21 protein-coding genes and 2 tRNA genes are annotated in these 24,186 nt (G+C 37.0%); 5 read left to right on the top strand and 18 right to left on the bottom strand.

Annotated features, from left to right (window positions below; all coding sequences use genetic code 11):
* Nucleotides 1-8 precede the first annotated feature (8 nt).
* From rpsB to yfmF, 11 genes are all read right to left on the bottom strand, one after another.
* Nucleotides 9-788 (bottom strand): 30S ribosomal protein S2, encoded by a 780-nt coding sequence (gene rpsB / locus D8852_RS01350; RefSeq protein ID WP_000268477.1) that lies wholly within the window; start codon nucleotides 786-788, stop codon nucleotides 9-11.
* 222 nt (nucleotides 789-1,010) lie between these two features.
* Nucleotides 1,011-2,216, bottom strand: a complete 1,206-nt coding sequence (pcsB, locus tag D8852_RS01345; protein ID WP_125424913.1) for a peptidoglycan hydrolase PcsB — start codon at nucleotides 2,214-2,216, stop codon at nucleotides 1,011-1,013.
* 93 nt (nucleotides 2,217-2,309) lie between these two features.
* Nucleotides 2,310-2,804, bottom strand: coding sequence for a rod shape-determining protein MreD (mreD, locus tag D8852_RS01340; protein ID WP_001237919.1), 495 nt, complete (start codon nucleotides 2,802-2,804; stop codon nucleotides 2,310-2,312).
* Between the two features lie 2 nt (nucleotides 2,805-2,806).
* The gene (gene mreC / locus D8852_RS01335) at nucleotides 2,807-3,622 is read right to left on the bottom strand and encodes a rod shape-determining protein MreC (RefSeq protein WP_001078969.1); all 816 of its coding nucleotides are present in this window, start codon (nucleotides 3,620-3,622) and stop codon (nucleotides 2,807-2,809) included.
* Between the two features lie 59 nt (nucleotides 3,623-3,681).
* On the bottom strand, nucleotides 3,682-4,476 hold the full coding sequence (locus D8852_RS01330) for an energy-coupling factor transporter transmembrane component T family protein (protein WP_000377877.1): 795 nt from the start codon (nucleotides 4,474-4,476) through the stop codon (nucleotides 3,682-3,684).
* Entirely contained in the window at nucleotides 4,469-5,308 is an 840-nt protein-coding gene (locus D8852_RS01325; RefSeq protein WP_000513201.1) for an energy-coupling factor transporter ATPase, read from the bottom strand. The genes D8852_RS01330 and D8852_RS01325 overlap by 8 nt, the downstream gene beginning before the upstream one ends.
* Complete coding sequence (locus D8852_RS01320; protein WP_000835741.1) at nucleotides 5,293-6,120, bottom strand: energy-coupling factor ABC transporter ATP-binding protein; 828 nt, start codon at nucleotides 6,118-6,120, stop codon at nucleotides 5,293-5,295. Before D8852_RS01320 ends, D8852_RS01325 begins: the two co-directional genes overlap by 16 nt.
* Nucleotides 6,117-6,662: a CDP-diacylglycerol--glycerol-3-phosphate 3-phosphatidyltransferase gene (gene pgsA, locus D8852_RS01315; protein ID WP_000712152.1), complete on the bottom strand. Its 546-nt coding sequence runs from the start codon at nucleotides 6,660-6,662 to the stop codon at nucleotides 6,117-6,119. The genes D8852_RS01320 and pgsA overlap by 4 nt, the downstream gene beginning before the upstream one ends.
* A 10-nt stretch (nucleotides 6,663-6,672) precedes the next feature.
* Nucleotides 6,673-7,497, bottom strand: coding sequence for a cytoskeleton protein RodZ (gene rodZ / locus D8852_RS01310; protein ID WP_001227951.1), 825 nt, complete (start codon nucleotides 7,495-7,497; stop codon nucleotides 6,673-6,675).
* Between the two features lie 36 nt (nucleotides 7,498-7,533).
* On the bottom strand, nucleotides 7,534-8,817 hold the full coding sequence (gene yfmH / locus D8852_RS01305; protein WP_000189299.1) for an EF-P 5-aminopentanol modification-associated protein YfmH: 1,284 nt from the start codon (nucleotides 8,815-8,817) through the stop codon (nucleotides 7,534-7,536).
* Complete coding sequence (yfmF, locus tag D8852_RS01300) at nucleotides 8,814-10,064, bottom strand: EF-P 5-aminopentanol modification-associated protein YfmF (RefSeq protein ID WP_000424579.1); 1,251 nt, start codon at nucleotides 10,062-10,064, stop codon at nucleotides 8,814-8,816. Before yfmF ends, yfmH begins: the two co-directional genes overlap by 4 nt.
* 160 nt (nucleotides 10,065-10,224) lie before the next feature.
* Here yfmF and yaaA point away from each other — a divergent pair, with 160 nt between their 5' ends.
* Together yaaA and recF are read left to right on the top strand one after the other, a co-directional pair.
* Nucleotides 10,225-10,593 (top strand): S4 domain-containing protein YaaA, encoded by a 369-nt coding sequence (gene yaaA, locus D8852_RS01295; RefSeq protein WP_000455878.1) that lies wholly within the window; start codon nucleotides 10,225-10,227, stop codon nucleotides 10,591-10,593.
* Between the two features lie 2 nt (nucleotides 10,594-10,595).
* Nucleotides 10,596-11,693: a DNA replication/repair protein RecF gene (gene recF / locus D8852_RS01290; protein WP_125424911.1), complete on the top strand. Its 1,098-nt coding sequence runs from the start codon at nucleotides 10,596-10,598 to the stop codon at nucleotides 11,691-11,693.
* A gap of 52 nt (nucleotides 11,694-11,745) precedes the next feature.
* On the opposite strand, the gene guaB is transcribed toward recF, so the two are convergent.
* Both guaB and trpS read right to left on the bottom strand, forming a co-directional pair.
* Nucleotides 11,746-13,224 (bottom strand): IMP dehydrogenase, encoded by a 1,479-nt coding sequence (gene guaB / locus D8852_RS01285; protein WP_000073416.1) that lies wholly within the window; start codon nucleotides 13,222-13,224, stop codon nucleotides 11,746-11,748.
* A 161-nt stretch (nucleotides 13,225-13,385) separates the two neighbouring features.
* A complete protein-coding gene (gene trpS / locus D8852_RS01280) occupies nucleotides 13,386-14,411 on the bottom strand; it encodes a tryptophan--tRNA ligase (RefSeq protein ID WP_125424910.1) in 1,026 nt (341 codons plus the stop codon).
* Between the two features lie 195 nt (nucleotides 14,412-14,606).
* On the opposite strand from trpS, the gene D8852_RS01275 reads away from it, so the two are divergent.
* Together D8852_RS01275 and D8852_RS01270 are read left to right on the top strand one after the other, a co-directional pair.
* Nucleotides 14,607-16,229, top strand: coding sequence for an ATP-binding cassette domain-containing protein (locus D8852_RS01275; protein ID WP_125424909.1), 1,623 nt, complete (start codon nucleotides 14,607-14,609; stop codon nucleotides 16,227-16,229).
* A 61-nt stretch (nucleotides 16,230-16,290) separates the two neighbouring features.
* On the top strand, nucleotides 16,291-18,834 hold the full coding sequence (locus D8852_RS01270) for a YfhO family protein (protein WP_125424908.1): 2,544 nt from the start codon (nucleotides 16,291-16,293) through the stop codon (nucleotides 18,832-18,834).
* 29 nt (nucleotides 18,835-18,863) lie between these two features.
* Here the strand turns inward: D8852_RS01270 and D8852_RS01265 are convergent, their stop codons facing one another.
* Entirely contained in the window at nucleotides 18,864-21,518 is a 2,655-nt protein-coding gene (locus D8852_RS01265; protein WP_125424907.1) for a YhgE/Pip domain-containing protein, read from the bottom strand.
* 128 nt (nucleotides 21,519-21,646) lie between these two features.
* Here D8852_RS01265 and D8852_RS01260 point away from each other — a divergent pair, with 128 nt between their 5' ends.
* Complete coding sequence (locus D8852_RS01260; RefSeq protein WP_125424906.1) at nucleotides 21,647-22,189, top strand: TetR/AcrR family transcriptional regulator; 543 nt, start codon at nucleotides 21,647-21,649, stop codon at nucleotides 22,187-22,189.
* 38 nt (nucleotides 22,190-22,227) lie between these two features.
* On the opposite strand, the gene D8852_RS01255 is transcribed toward D8852_RS01260, so the two are convergent.
* The 4 genes from D8852_RS01255 to D8852_RS01240 form a co-directional block, all read right to left on the bottom strand.
* Nucleotides 22,228-22,301 (bottom strand) — tRNA-Asn (locus tag D8852_RS01255).
* Nucleotides 22,302-22,306: 5 nt separating this feature from the next.
* A tRNA-Glu gene (locus D8852_RS01250) sits at nucleotides 22,307-22,378 on the bottom strand.
* Between the two features lie 51 nt (nucleotides 22,379-22,429).
* Complete coding sequence (gene comE / locus D8852_RS01245; protein ID WP_084974735.1) at nucleotides 22,430-23,182, bottom strand: competence system response regulator transcription factor ComE; 753 nt, start codon at nucleotides 23,180-23,182, stop codon at nucleotides 22,430-22,432.
* Nucleotides 23,179-24,186, bottom strand: a 1,008-nt coding sequence (locus tag D8852_RS01240; RefSeq protein ID WP_125833806.1) for a GHKL domain-containing protein, incomplete at its 5' end; no start/stop codon positions are given. The genes comE and D8852_RS01240, both read right to left, overlap by 4 nt.

Here is a 24,186-nt window from a genome sequence, read left to right as displayed (position 1 = left end):
TATATGAATTAAGCGTTGTCGCCTTCTACAACTTCAACGATTTCTTCGATTGAGTCAGCTTGAGCTTCTGAAGCTGCAAATTCAGCTTCAACTGCTGTTGCGTCCTCACCTTGACGTCCTTCGATGATAGCGTCAGCCAATTTAGCTGTGATCAATTTAACAGCGCGGATAGCGTCATCGTTAGCTGGGATGATTACATCGATATCGTCTGGATCAGTGTTTGTGTCAACCATCGCTACAACTGGGATACCCAATTTTTTAGCTTCTTTAACAGCGATTTGTTCTTTATGTGGGTCAACTACGTACATTACATCAGGGATACGAGGCATGTCTTCGATACCACCCAAGAATTTTTCAAGACGTGCACGTTGTTTGTTAAGAAGTGCAACTTCTTTCTTAGGAAGAACGTCGAAGATTCCTTCTTCTTCCATACGTTTGATTTCTTTCAAACGAGCAATACGTTTTTGGATAGTTCCCCAGTTAGTAAGAGTTCCACCCAACCAACGGTGGTTGATGTAGTATTGACCTGAACGTTCTGCTTCTTCTTTAACAGCGTCAGCAGCTTGTTTTTTAGTACCAACAAACAATACAACTGCATCGTTAGCTGCAGCATCACGCATAAAGTCGTATGCTTGGTCAGCGTATTTTACAGTTTGTTGCAAGTCGATAACGTGGATTCCGTTACGCTCAGTGAAGATGTACTTAGCCATCTTAGGGTTCCAGCGACGAGTTTGGTGACCAAAGTGTACACCAGCCTCAAGAAGTTGTTTCATTGAAATTACTGCCATGAGTATTTCTCCTTTTTGTTTTTTTCCTCTCCTCGACTTCAACTTGCAAAACGACCCGAGGGCAACAGTTTCACAATTCATCAAGAATGAGTATTATCGTTTACACGACAAGTTTCATTTTATCACATTTTAGCCATATTTTCAAGTGGTTTTGCTAGTTTTTAGCCTAACTTAAGACTAAAAAAGAAAAGAGACTCAAATCGAGCCTCTTTATTTCATTCATTAGTTTGGATAGATGTATGTTACGTAACCTTCAGAAGTTGTAGTTGGGTTGAACCATCCACGTTTGTTACCGATTGTACGATCTCCACCATAGTTTGATTCTGATACTTGAATGCTAGTTGATGATGAAACTGCTGTAACAACCGCTACGTGTCCATATCCACCGTCATTCCAACATGCAATCGCACCAACTTGTGGAGTTGATCCTGTACGGAATCCTGCAGCTGCTGCACTTGTAGCCCACTGCGCTCCGTTACCCCAGTAATCTCCAGCCCAAGGTGCTAATGTTTTAGCTCCCCAAGTACATTCACCAGTTGGATAACTTGAAGCATTTGAGCTGTAAGTTGGACGTTGTCTAGCAGGCGCTGGCGCAGGTGCCGGAGTGTAGCTTGAATCTTCCTCGTCAGTTGTTGATGTTGCTTGTACTTGAGCTGAGAAGCTTGTATTTCCTGAAGCAACTACTGATTGTTGTTGGCTTGTTTGACGCGCTTTGTAAGCTGCTTCTGCTTCTGCAGCGACACGTGCTTCTGCCTCTGCTGCTGCTTTCTGCTCCAACAAACTAGCTTTTTCACCTTCTGCAGTAGCTTTCTCAGCAGCAAGATTCAACTCTGCCACCTTCAACTCAGCTTGCTTAGTTGTCAATGCCTGCGCATCGTCAGCCAATTTTTGTTGGTTAGCAATAACTGTATTAATTGCTTCATTATTGGCTACTTGTTTATCAGAAATTGCTTTTTTATCAGCCTTTTGTTGCTCCAACATTTTGTTGTTAGCCGATACAATCTCGCTCATTGCAGCAACACGCGAAATGGCTTCTGTGATTGATTTTGAGTTTACAATTGTATTAATGTAGCTAGTCGCAGCTCCATTTGTCTGTGCGCTACGTGCTTGTTTTTCTAAAGAAGCATTACGAGCCACGATATTTTTAGAAAGCTCTGTAATTTCTCCTTCAAGTTTTTTAGATTCAGCTTGTAATTTTTCGTTTTCGGATTGCAAGCTTGCTTGCTCTGCTTGAATTGTTGAAACTTGACCTTGGATTTGATCCACTTGCTTTTGAGCTTCTTGTTGTTGCGCTGTTAAACTGCTAATTTTATTATCTTGAGCAGCAATTTTTTCATCAGTTGTTTCTGCACGAACAGTTGTCAATACTGCTGTTTGTGAGACCAATACTGTACTTAACAAAAGTGACGCTAAGATTTTTTTCTTCATATTCTGTCGATACTCCTTCTATTTGAGACATTACTAGTATACCAAAAAAAGACATAATAAATATTACGCCTTTGTTACATTTATATTTCTTTCTTATAGATAAATTTTTTCAAAAATAAATTGAAAAATGACAATCCATAAGAAGTTCAGAATCATTGATGGGACAAGGCTATAGACGATGAATACCGGCATGGAATCTACAGTCAGTCCTACGGCAAGAGCCAAAAGATAGCTCCCCATATCAAACAGAAAACTGATCACAATAATGGTCAACATCCTTGTCCAACGATTTGTCAAAATCACGCTATTGAACTTGTGGAGCGAAGCACCTATCAAGATAAACAAAAGCGTGGCAATTCCAATCAAGTGGAAAAAATAGATATCGTAAACCAAACCCACTATAAAACAATAGACTAGGTAGAGATATTCTGAAACCTCAATTGTCTCAAATAAGAGAAACAAAAACAGAAAATGACTGGCTAAATGAAAGTGGGGGAAAAAGGATCCCACCAGTTGTCCAATATGAGCATCAATTAGCACAACAAAAGGGAGTAAAAAGAAAATACCAATTTGTTTTAACAATCTCATTGCTAATTCCCCACTAACTCTACCACATGAAGATCTTTGATATCAGCACTTAACTTTACAGTTACCTCTCGTGTTAGATAGTCACTGCTGTGCGTTGTACCAACAATCTCTCCAACAGGAATATCTTTGACATTAAAGTTTCCTAGCCCACCTGTAGTCACCTTGTCTCCAGCACTGATGTCACTATTACTATTTAATTGACTGATTTTAAGCAGTTCAGATTCCTTGTCATAACCAACGATAATTCCGTAAATTTCAGTAGAACCGTGTTGGATTTTAACAGAGATCTTATCCGTGTTTTCAGCGTTGGTTAAAAGATTGACAGTTGTTGAATGATCTTCCACCTTTGAAACACTACCAACCAAGCCCCCGTTTGCAATGGCCAACATATTTTCAGAAGCTCCTTTTAAACTTCCTACATCAATTGTTAACTCTTGCTTCCAAGATACTGGAGCACGCATAATCACATCTGCTGCTAGGGTTTTTGTAGCCTGCAATTTTGACTTCATCTCTAGCAACTGACGTAGTTGTTCATTTTCTGTTTTTAAACGTTCTGATTGATTAGACTCCACCTCTAATTGATAGAGTTGTTTTTTTAGACTCTCGTTTTCATTGTAAGTCTGCGTCAAATGGCCCAAATCCGATTTGAAAGTATCAAACCATTGAAAGGGTTTTTGAACAATTCTATCTACTAAAGAAATCCCATCTCCTAGTTTTGTCACAATAGCACTTGAATAGGTTGTCACTAATAGTACAGAAACTGCCAGAACTGTGACAAAAACGATGATTAGATATTTTGATTTTTTAAAACGGTTCATATTCCTACCTTTTTACTAAAGATCTACTACTGTGATTTTTTATCAATCTTACAAATCCACTAAGATTTTAAGAAAAATAAGAGACATCCCAGCACCAGAATCACAAGAATCGCCAGTGTATCCTTTTGACTCCATCTCAACTGTCTATACTGACTTCTACCCTTTCCTCCCTTATAACCACGCGCTTCCATGGCAATTGCCAATGAATCTGCACGCTTTAAGCTCGTCGCAAAAAGAGGAATTAAAATCGGAATCATAGCCTTTACTTTTTGAACGATGCTACCTTCGCCAAAGTCAACTCCACGGGCTTTTTGAGCATTCATAATTCGCGTTGTGTCATCCATCAAGGTTGGAACAAAACGCAAACTCATTGATAACATGAGACCAATTTCATGAACGGGAACTTTCACGCGTTTCAGCGGTGCTAAAAGAGCTTCAACTGCAGCTGCCAGACTCAAAGGCATGGTCGTTAAGGTTAGCAAGGTTGAAAAGAAAATAATCAACACAAAACGACAGAAAATGATTCCAGCTTGTTGCAACGCATAATCCGTTATTCTTATAAAAGAAAACTCAAATAGGACATTTCCACTTGAAATGAAAAAGAGTTGAAATAGAGTCGTAAAGGCAATCAAGAAGAACATGGACTTTAATCCCTGAACGAAAAATGAGAGAGAAACACCCGACAAAGCGATAAATATACCTGTCGCTACAAAAAGAATGAGATTGGCAAGGGGATTATTGGCCCAAAATACAATCAAAATCAACAGGATCATAGCGAGCAATTTACTACGGGGATCCAAGCGATGAATGATGGAATCTCCTGGTATATAACGCCCTAAAATCATACTATCCATTTAGCGACTCCTTAAACTCCTCTATCTTGATTGGCAGTTTTTTAAAAGCTATACCTCTATCTGCCAAACGTTTGCAAAAGGCTGTGATTTTAGGCACACCTAACTGCACATTTTCCATAAAGGCTACATCTTGGAAAACTTCGCTCGGTTTACCACTTTTGACTAAGCTCCCCTTTTCCATAACGTAGACCTGATCAGCATACTCAGCTACATCATCCATCAAATGCGTTACCAGAACGATTGTCATTCCAGAAAGGTGGAGTTTTTTAAACAAGGACATCAATTCTTTTCTGCCCAAAGGATCTAGTCCAGCTGTCGGCTCATCCAAAACTAAGACAGTTGGCTCCATCGCTAGCATACCTGCTATAGCCACACGTCTCATCTGGCCACCCGAAAGTTCAAAAGGACTGCGCTCAAAAAGTGACTCATCAATGCCTACCAAGGCTAACTTTTCACGCGCAATTTTCTTGGCCTCTTCCTCAGAAACTCCAAAATTTTGCGGTCCAAATGCAACATCTTTCAAAACAGTCTCTTCAAAAATCTGATTTTCAGCAAATTGAAACACTAGACCGACTTGCTTTCGAATCTGGCGAATTTCTTTATTGGTTGATATAGGAGTAATGACAGTATCGAAAATTCGAACAGAACCCTTACTTGGTACCAATAGGCCATTTAAAAGCTGTAAAATCGTTGACTTCCCACTACCTGTGTGCCCTACTAAAGCTGTATAGGAATTATCATCAATCGTCAAAGAAACATCAGTCAAGGCTGATGAAGATAGGGGTGTCCCCTCTTGATAGGTAAAGCTCACATTTTCTAGAGTAATTCCCATAACTTGTCCTCTAGCTCTCCTTCTGTCAAATATCCATCCGGCAACTGATAACCAGTCTCTCTCAAAGATTCTCTCAATTGATTAGTAAAAGGCTCATCTAACCCTATCTGGTCAAGGTCATCCCGAGAAAAAAGTTCTCTTGGACTGCTGGTTGACTCCACTTGGCCTTTTTTCATGACCAAGACACGATCACTCATCGCAACTTCTTCTAAGTCGTGCGTAATGGAGATGACTGTCATCTGGTAGTCTTTTCGAATCTCTTGAACAGTCTGAGTCAGTTCTCTGCGCCCCTCGGGATCCAACATACTTGTAGCCTCGTCCAGAATCAAAATAGCTGGTCTCAAGGCAACAACTCCTGCAATAGCCACACGTTGTTTTTGTCCACCAGATAAGCGAGCTGGTTCTCTCTTGTTAAAGTCCAGCATACCCACTAACTCCAAAGATTCAGCCACTCTCTTCTTCATTTCTTCACGAGGAAGTCCCTGGTTTTCTAGGCCAAAAGCAACATCATCTTCAACAGTTGCCCCCACAAATTGATTATCTGGATTTTGAAAAACCATACCAATTTGTCGACGCAAGTCCCAAACATTCTCAGAAGACAGCAGTTGGTCATCTATCCAGATTTCTCCAGACTCTGCTTCAAGCAAACCATCAATCAAACGAATAGTTGTTGACTTTCCACTCCCATTATGACCTACAATTGAGAGCCACTCCCCACGTTTCACGTGAAACGAGACATTATTAACATCATAATGATCTTGATCTTCCTTATAACGAAAAGACAGATTTTTTACTTCAATAATCGATTTCATTTCGAACCAAATGTTCCTTTGAATACATGAGCGCTACCCTTAAAATAATCATAACCAGAGTAGATAGTGAAAAACAAAGCTGTATAAAGCAGCAGTTGCCCAATTAAATTCCAATGTAAGAGCAAAAAGATAATCGCAAACATTTGACTGAAGGTCTTGATTTTCCCAGGCATTGCTGCCGCCAGAACCGTTCCACCCGTCTCAACGAGCAACAGACGTAGGCCTGTCACAGCGAGTTCACGACAGATGATAATAGCAACAACCCAAGCTGGAGCCATACCTAACTCAATCAACATGATGAAAGCTGACATAACCAGCAACTTATCCGCCATTGGATCTGCAAACTTTCCAAAGTTGCTAACCACATTCCATTTACGAGCAAGGTAGCCATCAAGATAATCTGTTACACTAGCAACTGCAAAGATAATCGCTGCCAGCAGGTGACTGCCTTGTGAATGGCCCAAAGTCAAAATAAGAATAAAGAGAGGTATAAAGAGAATTCTACCAATTGTTAATACATTAGGGATTTGTTCTTTTTTCATTGGTTTTTCCTTAATCTGTAGTGAATGTAAGTGTCACAGTTCCAGTCTGAGTTGTCAGCTTCGAGGTATCGATTGTTTGATTATCCACAGTTAAAGTAACTCCCTTCACTACACCCAAAGTAATCGTCACAGGTTCTTTCGTCGAAACTGTTGTTTTTGCGTTTTTATTGTCTGACGACAGGGTCACACCACCTTCAAGTTCACTTCCTGAGACACTAACCCAGCTAGTTGCATCCGAAACTGCCAGTTGAACAGTAGCTGTATCCTTATTCGTTTTATAACGAGCTTCAATGCGGTTTCCTTCACCCGAAACTGTAATAGTTGATGCTGAAGAAGAAGATGAGCTAGACGTCTGACTGCTAGAAGATGAACTAGAAGAGGTTGTGGAACTAGTTGAGCTAACAACACTATAATTAGGCGAAGAAGGACGCGTTGGTTGAGTCTGGATATAATTCCAAACATAATAAGTCACAAAAATTAAAATCGACAAAGCAAATAGAACGAAATAAAACAAGGGGAGATAAGACGTTTTTTTCTTATTTGATCGTCTGCGACCAGACAAGTCTTCTTCATCAACATCTACCTCTTCGTAGGTAATCATGCTTCCCGAATCATAGGCATCCAAAATGATTCGCTCGTCCAATTCAACCGCCCAGGCATATTTTCTTAAAAAAGAACGAGCATAAAATGAACTAGGAAGTTGATCAAAATCATCAGCCTCCATAGCTTCTAATAAATTCATCTGAATATCCGTTTTTGCCTGCAGTTCTTCTATACTCAATCCCTGATTAATTCTGGCTAGACGCAGAACCTCACCAATTGTTTTTTTTCTCATACTTAGCATTCCTTCTTTCTAGGGTTACTTAATCTTTTAAGCTGGAAAGATTGTAAAATCAACTAGATTACCACCATCTATCAAACGATGACCTGCTTCAAGAACATCGTCTAAAGTAATTTCTTGTAAAATTTTTGGTAAATCAAAAATAGTTTCTCCTCTGTCGACTGGTTCATACTGTGTCGCAATAAACTCCAAGGAGTTCATACTACTAAAAAATTCCCCAAACATCTCACTCTTAACAAGATCGAGATGTTCCTCTGTAAGATCTGAATCTTTCGTAAAGTTGAGAATAGCCTTTCGAAATTGATGAGACAACGAAACAGGTTCTTTCGTTTCCATCGTCAACATCACAAAATGAAAGCGACTGTTGACTTCAACCTCAAGTGACAATGACGCATCTAACTTCCCATTCTCATATAACTTTTGAAATCGCTCAGAAGTCCAACCAAACATCATCGTAAACAATAATTTTAGCAAAATATTATAACGGTAGCAATCTTCTGCTGCCACCTCACCTGCTCCCCTAATTCCAACAGCAATTTTTGGTGAAGAGACTTCCATCCGAAGGTTATCTGTTTCTTTGACAGCTTGTAAAGTAAGCTTCTCCTTCCTTACTACCATTTCTTCCAAGTTTCTAAGTTTCTTTTGCGAAAAATAGTTCTCAACTGTATCTACATCAAAATTCCCAACTAAAAACAAAGACATATTTACAGGTTTGTAAAAGGCTGTAAAGTTATTTTTTAAGTCATTTAGCTGGATATTGTTAATTGACTTTTCACTTCCAACAATATCTGCTGCCAGAGGAGTATTGGGATAAAGATTTGCTAATGTTGCAAAAAACAGACGCGAATCTGGATCATCTTGGTACATCTCACGTTCCTGTTGGATAATTTCCCTCTCTCTCTCAACTGACTCTTCTGTAAAATGAGCAACTGTTACCAACTCCTCAAGCAAATCCAAATTTTCTGATAAATGATCTATTGTTGAAAACAAATAGCTCGTCTTTGTAAAACTTGTAAAAGCATTGCTATCAGCTCCCAAGCGTGTAAAAGACTCCATAATATCTTCAGCATTTTCTCTCTCAAATAGTTTATGTTCAAGAAAATGTGCAATTCCAGCTGGATAACACTGTAAACCTTTTTTAGATAGTGTAAAGCTTGTGTCTACTGATCCAAATCGAACTGTTACAACTCCGTAAACTTCATTAAATTGTTTCTTAGGAAGGAGAGACACTGTCAATCCATTTGATAGACGAGTCTGATAAACCGTCTCCTTTACAGCAGGATAGTATTTTTCTTCAAAGGTAACTGGTGTCATTCTATTCCTTCCATAAAGTATATCGCTTGTAACCGAACACTATTTGCTGCTTTGCAGATAGCTTCTTTATCAACTTGATTTAATTTTTCAATCCAATTGTCAAAATCTGATGTAGATTTCCCTAACAAACTATTCAAGTAAACTCGCTCGATTAGTGAGCTCTGACTATCTTGCGCAAGCAATAAGGTTCTGCGAATCATCTCCTTAGTCTGTTCAATCTCCAAATCTGTAAAATTACCTTTCTTTAGTTCAAGTAATTGATGATTCATCAACTTCCTAGCTTGATTGCGCTTTTCCCGATCAATGCCAGCATACATCCTCAATTGACCACTAAATAAATCCAATTGACTGGAGATAGTGTAAGCTAGACCAGCATTTTCCCGAACATTTGTAAAAAGCTTAGAGTGAGCAAAACCACCTAATAGACCATTCATTACTACCATGGCCAAATGATGCTTGTCTCCATAGCTCGTAGAACAATGGTAAGCCAATTCCAAAACAGATTGGCCCACATTCTTACGAACCATTCCTTCCCGAAGGACATTTGAATATGGTTGTTGGTACTGAGGCTTGACATCGATTTGACGCCCAGTAAAGGAGAATGACCTCAACCACTCCTTCACTTCTACTTCATTAAAATCACCCAAGAAAAAGAAATCAATTCGATCATTTTTCAGAGCATCTTGAAAGCAAGTGTAGCTACTTTCCGGAGACTCATTTGAAATGCGATTTCGTAAATCACTGTATCTCAATTGAAGACGCTCATCACGGAAGAACAAGCTATCCAACTCCTTATGAGCAAAATAAAATGAATCATCCATATCAGTAGCCAAACTGGCCAATAACTGTTTTCTTTCAATTTCAAATAAGGTTGGTTCAAAGGCTCCATCTACAACTAAGGGAGCAAATAAAGTCTGTTTCACCAATTCCAAAATTCGAGAAGTCAAGAAATTTTTTTTACTCAAAAACTCATCCCGCACGTAGGTAAATGTTAAGTCAAGAATATGTGCCTGTCCCCTACGATAAGCACTCGTAGAAATATCTGTTCCATACAAACTTGCCAAATATCTGCGAAATGCTTGTGATGTTGGGTAAACTTGATTTGCCGTCTCCAACATACTCGCACTTAACATGCGGCCTGCTATTGTCTCAAGAGATAAGGGAGCAGTAAAACGAACAGTGATTTTATTTGTTTTAAACTTTTTGGATTGAACAAAATGTGCTGAAATTCCAGGCACTAACTCCATATCTTACCTCCTTACATATAGAGTTCTATTATACCACGAAAATCAAAATTTTTCTTGTTCTCTTTATAGCTTTAAAGAGTAAAATCGTTTTCATTTTGACTGACTTTCCTTCAGTTATTTCAGGGAAAATATGGTATAATACCTTAGATTGAGGTGAATTATGGAATACAAATTATTTGAAGAATTTATTACGCTCCAAGCTCTCCTAAAAGAGCTTGGAATTATACAAAGCGGCGGTGCTATCAAATCCTTTCTAATAGAGCATCAAGTTTACTTTAATGGTGAATTAGAAAGTAGACGTGGGAAAAAAATCCGTATTGGAGATACGATTGACATCCCTGATTTAAAAATTGACATCACCTTGACACAACCAAGTTTAAAAGAGCAAGAAGAATACCAAGCAGATAAGATTGAAAAAGAGCGGATTGCTAAACTTGTCAAAGAGATGAACAAGGGTGTAAAGAAAGAAAAACAAAAAACTACTTCATCACCTAAAGCCAAACAAGCTCCACGTTTTCCAGGAAGATAACTATGTGGCTTCAACATTTAACAATTAAGACCTTTCGAAATTACAAAGAGGCAAAAATTGATTTTAATCCAAAATTAAACATCTTTTTAGGTCAAAATGCACAAGGAAAGACTAATATTCTCGAAGCAATCTATTTCTTAGCCTTGACACGTAGTCATCGTACTCGGACAGATAAAAATCTCATTCATTTTGATGAAGAACAACTCCATCTTTCTGGATTACTACAGAAAAAAACAGGCTCTATCCCTCTAGAAATTGATTTAATACCAAAAGGGCGTGTGACTAAAGTCAATCACTTAAAACAAGCTCGCCTCTCAGACTATATCGGACATATGAATGTGGTTCTCTTCGCACCTGAAGATCTCCAGTTAATTAAAGGAGCGCCCTCCGTTCGTCGAAAGTTTATAGATATAGAACTGGGACAAATTAAACCAATCTACTTGTCAGACCTGTCAAACTATAACCATATACTCAAGCAAAGAAATACTTACCTAAAATCCAGTCAAAAGATTGACGAAACATTTTTGTCGGTCTTAGATGATCAGTTAGTAGAGTATGGTTGCCGCGTCATAAAGCATCGGATAAAATTCATTAAAGACTTAGAGAAATTTGGTCAAAAAAAACACTTAGAAATTTCAAATCAATCAGAAGAGTTGTCAATATCTTATCAATCAACTGTCAACTTCACTAATGAAGAAGTCTTAATGGATTCTTTTAAAATGGCTTTAGAGAAGAGTAGATCAAGAGATTTATTTAAAAAGAATACTGGTGTCGGCCCTCATCGAGATGACATTACTTTCTATATCAATGGTATGGACGCTAGTTTTGGAAGCCAAGGTCAACATCGTAGTCTTGTACTTTCTATCAAACTAGCAGAGATTGAGCTAATGGAAAGTATTACCAACGAGTCTCCGATACTACTGCTTGATGATGTTATGAGCGAACTTGACAATACACGGCAACTAAAATTACTAGAAACCATTTCTCAATCTATCCAAACCTTTATCACAACAACAAGTTTAGACCACTTGCAAAATTTGCCAGAAAATCTTAGTATCTTCAATATCCAAAATGGTAAAATTTCTGTAAACCAAACTTGACACTTTTGTAAACAAAAAGAACTCCTGATTTTCAGGAGTTCTTTTCTACTTCTTACATAGAGTAGTTTGGCGCCTCATTAGTGATTTGTACATCATGAGGATGGCTTTCTTTTAGACCAGCCCCAGACATTTCAATAAATTGAGCGTTGTCATGCAATTCTTTAAGGTTAGCTGCACCACAGTAACCCATACCAGAGCGAATACCACCAATCATTTGGAAGACAATATCAGCTGCTGCGCCTTTATAGGCAACACGACCTTCAATTCCTTCTGGAACGAGTTTGTTTGCTTCATTGACAGAACCTTGGAAGTAACGGTCACTTGAACCTTTCTTCATTGCAGCGATTGAACCCATACCACGGTAAGTCTTAAACTTACGTCCTTGGAAGATTTCTGTTTCACCTGGCGCTTCATCTGTTCCAGCAAACATTGATCCAAGCATAACTGCATTTCCACCTGCAGCAAGGGCTTTTACAATATCTCCAGAGTACTTGATTCCACCATCTGCAATGATTGTTTTTCCATATTCACGCGCAACTGCTGCTGCATCATAGATTGCTGTAACTTGAGGAACTCCGACACCCGCAATCACACGAGTAGTACAGATAGAACCTGGTCCGATACCGACTTTGACAACATCTACACCTGCATCATAAAGAGCACGCGCACCTTCAGCAGTAGCAATATTACCCGCAATCAAAGTGCGGTCTGGGAAGTGAGCACGAATTTCAGCAATTTTACGTAGAACACCTGCAGAATGACCATGCGCAGTATCAATAACAATTGCATCAGCACCTGCTTCAAAAAGGGCTTCGGCACGTTCAAATGTATCTGAAGTGACACCCACCGCTCCAGCAACTAGAAGACGACCAAACTCATCTTTTGCTGCATTAGGAAATTCAATTACTTTTTCGATATCTTTAATAGTAATCAAGCCAGAGAGACGACCTTCTTCATCAACCAAAGGAAGTTTTTCAATACGGTGTTCTTGAAGAATGCTTTCAGCTGTTGCAAGATCTGTACCAACAGGAGCAGTAACAAGATTTTCACTAGTCATATGGTTTGAGATTGGCTGATTGTAATCTGAAATAAAGCGAAGATCTCGGTTTGTTAGAATACCAACCAATTTACGATTTTCAAGTGTCTCCACAACTGGAACACCACTGATACGGTAGCGTCCCATCAGTTCGTCCGCTTCAGCAATAGTGTGTTCTGGAGTCAAGAAGAATGGATCAATAATAACACCATTTTCAGAACGTTTTACCTTGCGAACTTCATCTGCCTGTTGCGCAATAGACATATTTTTATGGATTACTCCAAGACCACCTGCACGAGCAATAGCAATGGCCATTTGACTTTCTGTGACTGTATCCATCGCGGCTGTTATAATTGGGATATTTAAAGTCAGATTATCTGCCAATTTTGTTGTTAAATCTGCATCATTAGGCAACACATGACTTTCTGCTGGAATGAGCAATACATCATCAAAGGTAAAACCTTTTTTTAAAAATTTAGTATCCCAATTAGACATTGAAGTTTCCTCTTTTCTTTCTTTTTGAGCTTGACTCTTTTTGTATTGTATCTATCATACCATTCTATGAAAATTTGTCAATTAAATTTATAAGAGAATAAATAAAAAACTATCCCTCTTATTTTAAAGAAGAAATAGTTTTATAGTTCATATTTTATCTATTATTTAAAATAATTTAGTCCCATTGCTCCTTTAACCTCAGATAGGGTTTGACCCGCAACTTCACGTGCTTTTTCACTACCTTTTTGAAGCATATTGTACACTTCTCCCATATCCTTAGCAAATTCGATACGGCGCTCACGAATAGGGCCAAGTTCCCGTTCTAATATTTCAAGTAGATAGCGTTTCGTCTTTACATCACCAAGACCACCACGTTGATAGTGTTCTTTCATCTCTGCAATGTCTTGAGCATCTTCAGGACGACCAAACACATCTAGATAATGGAAAACCATATTTCCTTCAATCTTACCTGGATCCTCGACTCGAATATGGTTCGGATCAGTATACATGCTCATGACTTTTTTACGCAAGGTATCCGCATCATCAGCTAGATAAATACCATTATTAAGGGATTTAGACATCTTGGCATTCCCATCTAAACCAGGCAAACGCCCTGCTCTCTCATTTTCTGGATAAATACCTTCCGGTTCCACCAAGACATCACAGTTATATGCGTTGTTAAAAGAACGAACAATTTCACGAGTCTGTTCAATCATTGGTTTTTGGTCCGTTCCTACAGGAACATAATTAGCCTTAAAGGCTGTGATATCAGCTGCTTGCGCGATTGGATATACCAAAAATCCTGTCGGAATACTTTCTCCAAACCCTTTCTGAGCAATCTCTGTTTTCACTGTAGGATTGCGCTCCAAACGTGCTAATGAAACTAGATTCATATAGTACATAGATAGTTCAGCCAACTCTGGAATCTGGCTTTGAATAAAGATAGTTGATTTACTTGGATCCAATCCAACTGCTAGATAATCCAAGGCAACATTCCCAATCGATTCTACAATCGTTTGAGGGTCTTTGGCGTGATCTGTCAAGGCTTGTTGGTCCGCCAAAAAAACAAACATGTCATACTTGTCTTCTTCCTGCAGCAATACTCTATTTTTAAGACTCCCAACATAATGTCCAATATGCAGTTTTCCTGTTGGGCGATCTCCTGTTAAAATAATAGGTTTCGTCATTTTTTTCTCCTTCGAAATGGTCTCTTCAATTATAGCATTTTTTTGTTAAAATAACAGAAAATTATTTAAATCAAAGAGCCAATTCGCTGTAAATATAACTGTAAACTTAATTGACATAAAATTGACAAAGAAAAATTTGAATATTTCTCTCTTTTCTAGTAGAATAAATGTATTACATATTATAGGAGAAAAACATTGCTTACAGTATCTGATGTTTCACTACGTTTTAGTGATCGCAAACTTTTTGATGATGTCAACATCAAATTTACAGAAGGAAATACATACGGATTAATTGGTGCTAATGGTGCTGGGAAGTCTACATTCTTAAAAATTTTAGCTGGTGATATCGAACCTACAACTGGTCACATTTCTCTTGGTCCAGATGAACGTCTCTCTGTTCTTCGTCAAAATCACTTTGACTATGAAGATGAACGTGCAATTGATGTCGTTATCATGGGAAATGAAAAACTATATAGCATCATGAAAGAAAAAGATGCTATTTACATGAAGGAAGATTTCTCAGACGAGGACGGTGTTCGTGCAGCTGAACTTGAAGGTGAATTTGCCGAACTTGGAGGTTGGGAAGCAGAAAGTGAAGCATCTCAATTACTTCAAAACCTAAATATTCCAGAAGAATTGCACTACCAAAACATGAGCGAATTGGCCAATGGTGAAAAAGTGAAGGTTCTCCTTGCTAAAGCCTTATTTGGTAAACCTGATGTTCTTCTTTTGGACGAGCCGACCAACGGTCTTGATATCCAGTCTATTACTTGGTTAGAAGATTTCTTGATTGACTTTGATAACACCGTTATCGTTGTATCCCACGACCGTCACTTCCTCAACAAAGTGTGTACTCATATGGCCGACCTTGACTTTGGAAAAATCAAACTCTATGTCGGAAACTACGACTTCTGGAAGGAATCTTCTGAGCTTGCTGCTAAATTGCTAGCAGACCGTAATGCCAAGGCAGAAGAAAAAATTAAGCAATTGCAAGAATTCGTTGCTCGCTTCTCTGCCAACGCTTCTAAGTCAAGACAAGCAACGTCTCGTAAAAAAATGCTTGACAAGATTGAATTAGAAGAGATTGTGCCATCTAGTCGTAAATATCCATTTATCAACTTTAAAGCAGAACGTGAGATTGGTAATGATCTCTTGACAGTAGAAAATCTAACTGTAAAGATTGATGGTGAAACTATCCTAGACAATATTAATTTCATCTTGCGTCCAGGTGATAAGACAGCTCTTATTGGACAAAATGACATCCAAACGACTGCATTAATTCGTGCAATCATGGGTGACATCGACTATGAAGGAACTGTCAAGTGGGGAGTTACTACTAGCCGTTCTTACTTGCCAAAAGATAACTCGGCTGATTTTGCAGGGGGAGAGTCAATCCTTGACTGGTTGCGTCAATTTGCAAGTAAAGAAGAAGATGACAATACCTTCCTACGTGGTTTCCTTGGTCGTATGCTCTTCTCTGGATATGAGGTTAACAAACCTGTAAACGTCTTGTCAGGGGGAGAAAAAGTGCGTGTTATGCTTTCAAAACTTATGCTCTTGAAATCAAACGTCCTTGTACTTGATGATCCAACAAATCACTTGGATTTGGAATCTATCTCAAGCTTGAACGATGGATTGAAAAACTTTAAAGAATCAATCATCTTTGCTAGTCATGACCACGAGTTCATTCAAACTTTGGCAAACCATATTATTGTTTTGTCTAAGAATGGCGTCATCGATCGTATCGATGAAACCTACGATGAATTCCTAGAAAATGCAGAAGTACAAGCAAAAGTCAAAGAACTTTGGAAAGACTAAATAAGACTTCAAAACTCAGTTGGGGTAGCCAACTGAGTTTTCTATCATTCTACGAGGTAACATGAAATCATTTTTTAAAACATATTGGACCTATTTTGTTTCTTTCATCATTCCTTTAGTAATTATGACCGGAGTATACCTAACTCAAGGTATCTACTGGAATAGCGATACATCTCCACTATTAGGAGATGGTTTCCATCAATACGTTATTTTTGATGTGACTTTACGGAATATTCTACATGGAAATGGTAGTTTGTTTTACACCTTTACAAGTGGCCTCGGACTAAATTTCTATGCTCTATCTAGTTATTACTTGGGTAGTTTTCTCTCGCCTCTGGTTTACTTTTTTAATCTGTCGAATATGCCAGATGCTGTTTATCTGACAACTCTTTTAAAATTTGGATTGATTGGTCTGTCAACCTACTTTAGTTTAAATAAATTATTTCAATCTATCCCTCAGCCTTTAAAACTGGCCTTATCAACTTCCTATGCTTTAATGAGCTTCACTGTCAGTCAGTTAGAGATAAAAACCTGGTTAGATGTTTTCATCTTGATTCCTTTAATTATAACTGGCTTACACATGCTTATAACAGAAAAGAAGCGCCTACTATACTTTACAAGTCTGTCAATCTTGTTTATTCAAAACTATTATTTTGGATATATGACAGCATTGTTTCTTATTTTTTGGTATCTCTGTCAAATTTCTTGGGACTTTAAAACTCGAAAATCATCTTTTCTTGATTTTGTTATTACCTCCTTTTTAGCAGGAATGGCTAGTTTGATCATGACTCTTCCTACATTGTTTGATTTACAAACTCATGGGGAGAAGTTAACTGCCATCACAAAATTAAAGACAGACAGTAGCTGGTATCTGGATATTTTCGCAAAACAATTCATTGGATCTTTTGATACAACTAAGTATGGAGCTATACCAATGATTTTTGTTGGATTGCTTCCTTTTATTTTAACCATTCTATTTTTCACAATAAAATCCATAAGGTTTCACGTGAAACTTACCTATGTAATTTTCTTTATTTTTTTAATATCAAGCTTTTACATAGAGGCACTTGATTTGTTTTGGCAAGGGATGCATACCCCAAATATGTTTTTGCATCGCTATGCTTGGATTTTTTCCACTCTGTTAATTTATACTGCAGCAGAAGTCTTAAATCGTCTGAAAGAACTGAAGCTCTGGAATCTATTTGTCTCACTTTTTCTTGTACTGACAGGGTTTTTGGCTACTGTATACTTTAAATCACATTATTCTTTTTTAACAGATTTGAATATCCTACTCACCCTTGAATTTCTCCTGGTTTATGCTCTTTTACTTCTTGCAGTCATTAGAAAATTTATCTCTGTAAATCTATTTGCAATTCTTTTGTCTTTATTTATAACAGCTGAGATAAGCTTAAATGCTTCATCTCAAATGGAAGGAATAGCTAAAGAATGGGCCTTTGCTTCTCGTAGCGCCTATAATAGAGATATCACTGCTATGGAATCCATTCTAAACCAAATTGACAATCCATTTACACGTACTGAAAAACTGCAAATTCAGACTGGGAATGACAGTATGAAATTTAACTACAATGGAATCTCTCAATTTTCGTCTGTACGAAATCGTTCAGCTAGCACTAGTTTGGACAAACTGGGATTCAAATCCTCTGGAACCAACCTCAATCTCCGTTATGCAAATAATAGTCTTTTAGCAGATAGTTTATTTGGAATCCAGTACAATATTTCTGAAAATTCACTTGATAAGTATGGCTTTCAAGAGATTTATCAAAAGGACCATTTAACCTTATATAAAAATCAACTCTCTTTACCCATTGCCTTTGCCACTCAATCTATTTACACAGATGTAAACTTTAATAATCACACTCTAGATAACCAGGCTTTATTTATAAACCAGCTTGCTAATCTCAACTTAGATTACTTCTATCCAATAGCATATGATAAAACAGATAATTCTGAAGGTTTAACAAGCATCACAGGTTCTGCGAATGAAGATGCAAAGATTGATTATCAAATTGAGGTTCCTCAAAATAGCCAAGTCTATCTCTCTTTTTCAAATCTTCATTTTACAAACGATAAGCAAAAGAAAGTTGACATCCTTGTCAACGGTGAAAAAAAGACTTTTACAACTGACAATGCTTTTAATTTCTTTAATTTAGGTTATACTGAAGAACAAAAAACTTTCGATATCAGTGTTAGTTTCCCTGGAAATTCTCAGGTGTCATTTGAATCTCCAACCTTCTATCGTTTAGATACTCAGGCTCTTACTGAGGCAATTCAAAAGATTAAAGAACAACCTGTAGAAGTATCCACCTCTAAAAATAAAGTCTTTGCTACATATGAAGTAAAACAAGATACCTCTATTTTCTTCACTATCCCTTATGACAAAGGTTGGTCTGCATACCAAGATGGAGAAAAACTTGAAATCAAGCAGGCTCAGACTGGTTTTATGAAGGTCGATGTTCCAAGAGGAAAGGGAACCATTACACTTTCTTTTATTCCCAATGGTTTTGTTATTGGAGCAGTCTGCTCCATAACTGCCCTTCTACTTTTTGGAATCTATAATTACAAACGAAATTCATCTATGACATAAAAAATCGACCAAGTAACTGGTCGATTTTTTTAATCTTCTTGCATCTTCTTAGGTTGATAAGCTAGCATACCTAAAGCAGTAAAGAAAGCTAGTGTTATAATAAGGAAAATTACTTGGTGATGAATATTTCCTGTCATAGAGATTGTTTGTCGTAAGCCTGATACCGAGTAACTCATTGGTAACCAAGGATTGACACCTTTGAAGAAATCATTTGTCAAGGCAAGTGGATAAGTCCCTGCACTTGATGCTAACTGTAATAATAGTAAAATAAGAGAGAAGAAAGCTCCTAAACGGCTATTCCAAGTTGTTAAAGCTGTTACCATAGACATGAAAGCTAAACTTGTGATTATAATTAGAATCAAGGTTCTCATCTCATGGTTCGCAGTCAATCCAATAAGATGGACACCTCCATAAACTAAAACACCTGCTAAGACAGCTATAATCCCATTTATTTCAGAGCGAGACTTCAACCAAGCCCAACGACTCTCTGGATGACGTCCAGAAGGCAACTTAGCAAAAATCATATTGGTAGATATAGCAGCAACAAAAAGAGCAACTGATATCATATAAGGAGCCATGGCAATCCCATTTACAGGAACTTGGTCGTTATCTGTTTTTGAGAGAACTAGAGGTTCAGATAATGTTTCTGCATTTTTAGATTCTGTTGAAGCTGATTTGAGTTGATCATTCGCATTGCCTAATCCTTTTCCTAATGAATCAACTCCTGTCTGCAAATCTTCAAGACCAGAGGTTAAGGGTGTTCCACCTTCTGCTAGTTTTCCAGCACCATCTGCAATCTTCATAGCGCCACTTCCTAGTTGAGATGCTGCAGAAAGTAACTGTGTTGATTTATCTGTTAATTGACCAGAGCCAAATTGTAATTTAGTAAGACCTGCTATTAGCTCTGGACTCTTATTATTCAATTGATCAGAACCAGTTGACAAACTTTCTATACCTGATACTAATTCTGGAGCTTTTCCAGCTAGCGCATCTACTCCAGCTGTCAAGGTTGTTGTGTTTTCTGTCAACTTACTTGATCCAGAAACTAATTGATCCAGACTAGTTGTTAAACTTACATTCTTTTCACTTAGTTGATTAGCACCTATAGAAATAGTATCCAGTCCTTTAGTGTAGTTTACAACTCCTTTTTTAATTGACTGACTTCCAGGAACTAACTGATTGTCTACAGTAGTTTTCAATGTTGTAAATCCATTTGACAATGTTGTCAAGGAGCTAGATACTACAGGTAAGAGTTGATTTGCTTTCGTCTGCACATCAGATAGATTAGTTACTTGTTGTTCTGAATTCTCTATACTTTCTTTCAATCCCCCTACTGTCGTTAAAATTGTTTTTGCTGACTCAATAGTAGAATTAGAATTTTTAGAAATAGCTTCTGTCAGTTCTTTCTTTTGTTCCTCTGTAAGAGATTGATAAGTAGCTGTTGATTGAAGGTTAGCAAGAGTTTTCTCTTGTTCTGTCTGACTTTTAGTCACAATATCCTGAGCAAGAGTTGTTATATTTGGCAAAGCTTCTGACAATGTACTTTTCAGTTGAGTATTATCTGATATTGTAAGAGCTTGTAGTGTTTTATTTAGTTCTCCTAAGCTTGTTGCCAATTGCGCTATTTCTTCATTTTGTTGAGATGAGGACTCTAATTGGCTTGAAATTTCTTTAATACCAGTATTTAATTGCTCCATTCCATCTCTTAGTGTATCTGATTGATTGGATAATTGACTTGTTCCGTTAGAAAGTTCTTTCACACTACTTGTATAAGCATTTACACCAACTGAAAATTGATTGAGACCTGTATCCAGTTGTGAAACACCACCTGTATAGGACTTTATACCTGTATTTAGCTGATTTACACCTGTCACCAACTCAGGAGTTTTTGAAGCTAATTGACCAAGTCCTGTGTCAACCTGTGAAACGGCATTTGTATAACTTTGTAAACCACTATTAAAAGTCCCTAAACCAATATGTAATTGCTCTATAGCAGACACATAGCTAGATAAGCCTTTTGTAAATTGATCTGCTCCATTTGAAAAAGTTACAGTTGAATTAGCTAGAGTATTAAGATTTGTCGTCAACGTTTGACTTCCCGTCACCAACTGATCGGCTCCATTAGCCAATTGTTCACTTCCCTCAGTTGCCTTATTTATTCCAGACTTCAAATCATTCATTTTTTGAAATAAAGCCTTAGTGTACGTTTCAGTAACATTAGTAGAGACGGTTTGTTTTAATTGTGTCATTGCAGAATCACTCATCTTACTTGCAATAAAGCTATGCCCACTTGACGTCTGATAATCAATCTGCATCTGTTCAGGATGATTCGTTAGGATAGAAGTAGCTTTTTCAGATAAGTCACTTGGTAAAGTCACTACCATGTAGTAGTCACCATCTTCTAGTCCTTTTTCCCCTTCCTCTTCATTAACAAAGTGAAAATCTAAAGCCTTATTTTCTTTTAAATTAGACACCATGTCTTCACCAATTCTCATTTTCTGTCCATTATAAGAAGCTTCCTTATCTTTATTGACAACTGCCACAGGTAACTCCGATACTTGACCATATGGATCCCACATGGACGATAAAAATATAATGTTGTATAAAGCTGGAATGAGAGAAATCCCTATCATTACAATGATAAAGGTCGGTTTTTTAAATATTGCTTTCCATTCTTTAAACATGTTTCCTCCTTTTTTAAACATATTGTCTAAAATTTTGATATAATAGATTATACATAAAAAAATTCAAATTACAAGGTAAAAAATATTTTTTTAGACATATAGTCTATTTTTGTGTACAAGGAGGAATTATGAAAGAAAGTAACAAACGCTTAAAAACAAAACGTATTATCGAAAATGCCATGGTTCAATTATTGATGGACCACCCCTTTGATCAAATTTCTACTGTCAAGCTAGCAGAAAAAGCCGAAATCAGTCGTTCCAGCTTTTACACTCACTACAAGGATAAGTATGATATGATTGAGCATTACCAAAGTGAGCTCTTTCATACCTTTGAGTATATTTTCCAAAAACATGCTCATCATAAAAGAGATGCTATTTTAGAAGTATTTGAATATTTAGAGTCTGAGCCACTTTTGGCTGCTCTTTTATCTGAGAATGGAACCAAAGAAATCCAAAATTTCTTGAGAAATAAACTGCATATTATGCTTAGCACTGATCTTCAGAAACGTTTTATGCAACTACAACTAAATCCAATTGAATTAGAATATAGTAGCATTTATCTAACAAATGCCCTATTTGGTGTTTGCCAGACTTGGATTGCTCACGGAAAAAAAGAAAGCCCGCAAGAAATGACAGACTTCCTTATGAAAATGTTAGGCGATACAAACTAAGAATAAAAAGAACACCGGGTGGTGTTCTTTTTATCTGACTCCGCCAGTAGGACTCGAACCTACGACATCATGATTAACAGTCATGCGCTACTACCAACTGAGCTATGGCGGATAAAATAGTCCGTACGGGATTCGAACCCGTGTTACCGCCGTGAAAAGGCGGTGTCTTAACCCCTTGACCAACGGACCATCTATCTGTAGCAGATATAACCATTATATCAATTTCTTACTAATTGTCAATTACTTTTTAGATTTTTTCTCCAGAATATCTCTCAGTTTGCGAACTTTCAAACGAGTGATGGGGCAGCGATGATCTTCATAAAAGACAACTTCTAGATTCTTTCGATCAATTTCTCTAACATTTCCAATATTGATTAGGAAAGATTTATGAGGAGAATAAAATCGCTGGGTATATTTGTCCTTTTCTTGAATATCTGTCATTGTTCCATAGAACTCTTTGGCAAAATTCTTACCAATAATCCGCAACTTATGAGAAACACCTGTTGTTTCGATATACAAAATATCATGGTAAGGGATTTTCAAATCATTTCCCTTATAGTTGTAATCAAAATAGTCTACAACATCTTCGTTTTCAAGCAGCATGCTCTTAGTGTAAAAAATACTCTGCTCGATACGTTTTTTGAACAATTCATCATTGATGTCTTTGTCTACAAAATCTAGAGCTGATACCTGGTATTTATAAGTTAAAGTAGCAAATTCAGATCGACTGGTAATAAAGACAATAATAGCATAAGGATTGTGGTGACGGATAAACTGAGCTACTTCAAAGCCCTTTTTCTCAATTCCATGAATATCGATATCTAAGAAATAAAGCTGGTTTACTTCATCATTTTCAATATATTCCTTAAACTCACGAACTTTTCCTGTTGTCTTATAAGAAATAGGAATATTTGATTCCTCAGAGATTTCATTCAATATTCTCTCAAGTCTCACTTGATGCTCAATAACATCTTCTAAAATTAATACTTTCATTCAAATTCCCTCTTAAATCTAATAATTTGTCTAAATGTGTTGTCTTCCATCTCTGTTTCTAAAATAATATTGTCATACTTATCTAAGATCTCTTTGACATTATTAAGCCCTAGACCTCTATTTCTTCCCTTTGTAGAGAAACCTAAGGCAAATAAGTTTTCTGAAGGCGTCATATTAATTTTACATGAATTCTGGATGACTATAACTGTTTCAAAATCCATTTTAATAACTGCAACTTCCATTTGTTTCAAGTAACTATCTGCGGCACCTTCAACAGCATTGTTTAATAAAATACTCATGATGCGAACAAGATCAAGTAAATCCATTGACAATCTAGTAATGACATCTTTTACTTCCAATGTAAACTCTACATCATTATTTCGTGCATATACAATTGATTGAGCAATCACACTTCGTAAAGCTGAGTCCTCTATACTGTTTAGATCAAAGTAAGTATACTTTTCTGACCTCAATTTTTGATTTGCTTTTACTAAGACTTCCTTGTAAATTCTGTCAATTTCTTGTAAATCTCCACTGTCAATTGCCATTTGCATGCTGACAAGCATCCCAGCATAGTCATGACGAAAACCTCGAATTTCATTATACAAACCCACAATTTCATCTGTATAAGTCTGTAAATGTTTCTGTTCAAATTTCTTTTGTTTTAGAGCAATCTCTTTTTCAACTTGAACCTTGTAAGAGTTCATTGCAAAGAAGCACAATAACATACATATAAAAATAATTGCTGCTAAAATACTCCCAAAGCTATTTAAATGAGGAAAAGTACTAACAATATCTGAAATAAACAGTACAATATGTAAAGTGAAGAAAGCAACTATAACTTTTTTAAAAAAAGGATAGAGATAATCTTTGTCAAAATATTTAAGTTCTAGATTAAAATAGGTAATAATTTTGTCTATTACAAGATAGGAAATTAAATTAATTATGAAAAAGAATAATCTTTCATGTTGTTCTACAAGTAAGTCACCTGTAATAGATGATAT

This window comes from Streptococcus mitis, from assembly GCF_003942695.1.
GTDB classification, from domain to species: Bacteria; Bacillota; Bacilli; order Lactobacillales; family Streptococcaceae; genus Streptococcus; species Streptococcus mitis_BD.
Note: the sequence above shows the minus strand (reverse complement) of the source record. Positions and strands in the feature narration are given on the sequence as shown.

What these genes read in the sequence shown, in the direction of transcription:
- rpsB (WP_000268477.1), bottom strand. Translation starts at nt 788, where the DNA reads ATGGCAGTAATTTCAATGAAACAACTTCTTGAGGCTGGTGTACACTTT.
- pcsB (WP_125424913.1), bottom strand. Translation starts at nt 2,216, where the DNA reads ATGAAGAAAAAAATCTTAGCGTCACTTTTGTTAAGTACAGTATTGGTC.
- mreD (WP_001237919.1), bottom strand. Translation starts at nt 2,804, where the DNA reads ATGAGATTGTTAAAACAAATTGGTATTTTCTTTTTACTCCCTTTTGTT.
- mreC (WP_001078969.1), bottom strand. Translation starts at nt 3,622, where the DNA reads ATGAACCGTTTTAAAAAATCAAAATATCTAATCATCGTTTTTGTCACA.
- D8852_RS01330 (WP_000377877.1), bottom strand. Translation starts at nt 4,476, where the DNA reads ATGGATAGTATGATTTTAGGGCGTTATATACCAGGAGATTCCATCATT.
- D8852_RS01325 (WP_000513201.1), bottom strand. Translation starts at nt 5,308, where the DNA reads ATGGGAATTACTCTAGAAAATGTGAGCTTTACCTATCAAGAGGGGACA.
- D8852_RS01320 (WP_000835741.1), bottom strand. Translation starts at nt 6,120, where the DNA reads ATGAAATCGATTATTGAAGTAAAAAATCTGTCTTTTCGTTATAAGGAA.
- pgsA (WP_000712152.1), bottom strand. Translation starts at nt 6,662, where the DNA reads ATGAAAAAAGAACAAATCCCTAATGTATTAACAATTGGTAGAATTCTC.
- rodZ (WP_001227951.1), bottom strand. Translation starts at nt 7,497, where the DNA reads ATGAGAAAAAAAACAATTGGTGAGGTTCTGCGTCTAGCCAGAATTAAT.
- yfmH (WP_000189299.1), bottom strand. Translation starts at nt 8,817, where the DNA reads ATGACACCAGTTACCTTTGAAGAAAAATACTATCCTGCTGTAAAGGAG.
- yfmF (WP_000424579.1), bottom strand. Translation starts at nt 10,064, where the DNA reads ATGGAGTTAGTGCCTGGAATTTCAGCACATTTTGTTCAATCCAAAAAG.
- yaaA (WP_000455878.1), top strand. Translation starts at nt 10,225, where the DNA reads ATGGAATACAAATTATTTGAAGAATTTATTACGCTCCAAGCTCTCCTA.
- recF (WP_125424911.1), top strand. Translation starts at nt 10,596, where the DNA reads ATGTGGCTTCAACATTTAACAATTAAGACCTTTCGAAATTACAAAGAG.
- guaB (WP_000073416.1), bottom strand. Translation starts at nt 13,224, where the DNA reads ATGTCTAATTGGGATACTAAATTTTTAAAAAAAGGTTTTACCTTTGAT.
- trpS (WP_125424910.1), bottom strand. Translation starts at nt 14,411, where the DNA reads ATGACGAAACCTATTATTTTAACAGGAGATCGCCCAACAGGAAAACTG.
- D8852_RS01270 (WP_125424908.1), top strand. Translation starts at nt 16,291, where the DNA reads ATGAAATCATTTTTTAAAACATATTGGACCTATTTTGTTTCTTTCATC.
- D8852_RS01265 (WP_125424907.1), bottom strand. Translation starts at nt 21,518, where the DNA reads ATGTTTAAAGAATGGAAAGCAATATTTAAAAAACCGACCTTTATCATT.
- D8852_RS01260 (WP_125424906.1), top strand. Translation starts at nt 21,647, where the DNA reads ATGAAAGAAAGTAACAAACGCTTAAAAACAAAACGTATTATCGAAAAT.
- comE (WP_084974735.1), bottom strand. Translation starts at nt 23,182, where the DNA reads ATGAAAGTATTAATTTTAGAAGATGTTATTGAGCATCAAGTGAGACTT.